Origin of the sequence: Nonomuraea antri, assembly GCF_013283785.1 — a bacterium.
GTDB lineage: Bacteria > Actinomycetota > Actinomycetes > Streptosporangiales > Streptosporangiaceae > Nonomuraea > Nonomuraea antri.
Window position 1 is genome coordinate 1 of record NZ_JABCPZ010000446.1, and the last position, 3,327, is coordinate 3,327.

Here is a 3,327-nt window from a genome sequence, read left to right on the forward strand (position 1 = left end):
TCACGCTTGGCGCGCGCCGCCGGGGTCAGACCACCACCATCCGGATAACGCATCCCACCGGCATACTCCCGAACCCCGCCGAGAGCACGCAACCGCGAGGTGATACCTCAGTCTTTCAACCTCTGTACGCGGGTTCCGCGCGGGTCAGGGGCACCGTCCGGCTGTCCGCCGACTGGATCGCCGACCAGGTGGAGGCCGGGGTGACGGTTCCGCTCACCGATTCCGGCTACATCGGCAGGGGCGACCACGAGGCATTGCACGCCACGCTCGCCCAGGCCGCCCAGTGGGACTACGCGATCGCGGTGCTGCCCGTCCACGCCGGCTGGGTGACGGAGGACAGGCAGGCCCTGCTCGCCGCCGTCGGTCACGCCCCGGTGGCGTTGGTGGTCGAGGACGGGCCCGCGTACGAGCCGCTGCCCTTCCCCCTGCTGTCGGCGGGCGCGCGAGCTGCGCTGGGCGCGCTGGCGCACGGGGCGGGCTGGGCGGCGATCGGCGTGCGTGAAGTGCTGCGCCACCTCTACCCGGAGCCGCACGAGACGCGCGGCGGCTGGCGGCGCGGCGGTGCGCGCAGCGCGTTCGTGCCGGAGCGGCTGGCGTTCGTCCCAGTGGAACGGCTCAAGGAGGGCTCCTGCGCCTGCTCGACCTGTCATGGACGCCCGCTCAGCCATCTGGCCGACGCCTCCGAGCTGGAGGTGAACACGCACAACGCGAAGGTGCTGCACCGGCTGCACGTCCGGCTGCTGCGTGCCACGCACCGCGAACGGTGGTGGCGCCAGCTGGCCGGGACGTAGCCCTTTCGCTGGGACTTAACTCCCCATTCATCGATTCGTGCAGACAAATCGGTGCGTGCGCAATATCGTCGTCCCCGGCACGTTGATCGGAACAAAGGTGCAGAACATGCGTTCAGTGTTGTCCCTCGCGGTGGCGGCGATCGTCTCCACTGGTCTCACCACCGGCCTCACCACCTCCCCCGCCGCCGCCTCCCTCGCCGCCGGCCCGCGCCCCGCCGAGTTGCCCGGGGAGATCTACGGCGGGGCCTGGCAGGCCGGCCACGTCCAGGGCATCGCCATCGACCGGGCCAACGGGTTCATGTACTTCTCGTTCACGAACCTGCTGGTCAAGACCGACCTGAAGGGCAACCCGGTGGGCTCGGTGACCGGGTTCACCGGACACCTCGGCGACCTGGACTTCAACACCAAGGACGGCCGGGTCTACGGCTCTCTGGAGTACAAGGCGCAGGAGTCGTTCTACATCGCCATCTTCGACGCCGACCGGATCACCAGCATGGGCATGGACGCCCAGACCAGCGACGTGGTGAGCACGGTGTACCTGAAGGAGGTCGTCGACGACTACACCGCCGACATGAACGGCGACGGCAGGTTCGACGGCAACGTCGCCGACACCCCCGACCACCGCTACGGCTGCAGCGGCATCGACGGCGTGTCGTTCGGCCCCGAGTTCGGCAAGAAGCACGGCAAGCAGAAGCTGACCGTGGCATATGGCGTGTACTCCAACGTCAACCGCCAGGACAACGACCACCAGGTGCTCCTGCAGTACGACGTCAACCAGTGGAAGAAGTACGAGAGGCCGCTCACCGAGAGCGCACCGCACACCAGCGGGCCGGAGCGCACCGACGGCAAGTACTTCGTCCACACCGGCAACACCCGCTACGGCGTGCAGAACCTCGACTACGACGCCCACACGGGCAACTGGATGATGGCCGTCTACAAGGGCGCCAAGCCGCAGTTCCCGAACTACTCGTTCTTCATGGTCGACGGGAGCGCGGAGCCGCGCCGGGGCGAGATCAAGGGACAGCCGCAGCCCGAGCAGGGTTCGCTGCTGTCGCTCGCGCCCGGCGGGCTGGAGCACGAGGCGTCCGGGGTGCGTGGCTGGCAGTTCACCGGCGAGTACGGCCTGACCTCGCTCGACGACGGCCGCTACTACGTGTCCAAGGCCGGGACACTGAACGAGGGCGGCGTCACCAAGCAGACGGCACACGCCCAGCTCTACCGCTGGACCGGCCAGTCCCCGACCCCGTTCACCCGCCTCCCGTAACCCTTTCGTCCGCCCCGGCCACCCCCGGGGCGGACAGCCGGGGCGGGCAGTGGGGAGCGGACAACCGGGACGGAGAACATGTTCCGGAAACATGTGCTGCGAACCTGTGCCGACCACATTTGCCACAGGACCTGGATCAATGGTGGAATACCGCCTCAGCGTCGCAGTGCACCCGGCCAGGAGACCGCCGTGGGCATGGAGGCGCCGAACCATGGGACACCCATCCATGCACAACCCGACCACCGACCCGGACGACCGCCTGAAGGCGTTCGGAAACCAGCTCGTCAACGTCCACCTCTGGCTGCGCGACGAACTCGCCGACCTCCGCGAGAACGTCGAGGCCTACCTCTCCGGCGACGGCCCCCGCCCACGCGAGTTGCGGGCGCACTGCCTGACCTTCTGCTCCGCGATCACCCGCCATCACGTCGGCGAGGACGAGACCGCCTTCCGTGCGCTGGCCGAGGAGTTCCCCGAACTCCATCCTGTGCTGGAGGAACTGCGGCACGACCACGAGACGGTCGCCGACCTCCTGCGCCAACTCCAGGACCTGCTGGACGACCTGGATCCCAGCGACGGGCAACGCGCCCGGCGGGAGCTTGACGGGCTGAGTGCATTGCTGGAGTCGCACTTCACTTATGAGGAGAGGCGGATCGTAGGGGCGCTCAACGCGCTACCGGCCCCGGAATGGCGCACCTCCCGCCCCGATTTCCTACTCACCGCCAACGACGGCTGACCAGCGCCTGCCTCTGCCTCGGGTGACGTCCGACGTCCCCAGCACCCTTCAACCAGCGTCGCACCCCCGACCAAGCACCCCGGTTCCCCCGCCACCAACCGTCACCGCTCGTCCTTCACAGCCGCATCCTCCACGGTCGCGTCCTGCGCGACCGACTCCTTCACGGCCAACTCCTTCACGGCCAACTCCTTCGCGGCAGGCTCCTTCACGGTCGGCTTCTGCGCGGTCGCATCCTTCACGGCAGCCCCTTCACGACAGCCCCTTCACGGCCACAGCCTTCGTTGGTCGGCTCCGTCACGATCGGCTCCTGCGCGGCCACACCCTTCACGGCAGTTCCTTCACGGCTGGCTCCTGCGCGGCCCACACCCTCTGCAGCGGGCTCCTGCGCGGCACCCTCCGCAGCCGACCGAGGTCACCCAAGCCCTCGCCAACAGCCCCGAGCACCGCCGACAACTCCCCCACCGGCACCCTCACCCCAGCGCCATGCCCCGCCGACACCTTCACCCTCCAGCACCACGCCCACCCGCACTCTCCAGCGC

At 68.9% G+C, this 3,327-nt stretch carries 4 protein-coding genes; 3 read left to right on the forward strand and 1 reads right to left on the reverse strand.

Annotation, left to right across the window (positions count from 1 at the left end; genetic code table 11):
• The 3 genes from HII36_RS54145 to HII36_RS54155 form a co-directional block, all read left to right on the forward strand.
• Window positions 1–791, forward strand: a 791-nt coding sequence (locus tag HII36_RS54145; RefSeq protein WP_217371113.1) for a hypothetical protein, incomplete at its 5' end; no start/stop codon positions are given.
• Between the two features lie 106 nt (window positions 792–897).
• Window positions 898–2,055: a hypothetical protein gene (locus HII36_RS54150; protein ID WP_173531200.1), complete on the forward strand. Its 1,158-nt coding sequence runs from the start codon at window positions 898–900 to the stop codon at window positions 2,053–2,055.
• Window positions 2,056–2,266: 211 nt separating this feature from the next.
• Window positions 2,267–2,788, forward strand: coding sequence for a hemerythrin domain-containing protein (locus HII36_RS54155; RefSeq protein WP_217371114.1), 522 nt, complete (start codon window positions 2,267–2,269; stop codon window positions 2,786–2,788).
• A gap of 101 nt (window positions 2,789–2,889) precedes the next feature.
• Here HII36_RS54155 and HII36_RS54160 read toward each other — a convergent pair whose 3' ends face one another.
• A complete protein-coding gene (locus HII36_RS54160) occupies window positions 2,890–3,027 on the reverse strand; it encodes a hypothetical protein (RefSeq protein WP_173531201.1) in 138 nt (45 codons plus the stop codon).
• Window positions 3,028–3,327: the final 300 nt, after the last annotated feature.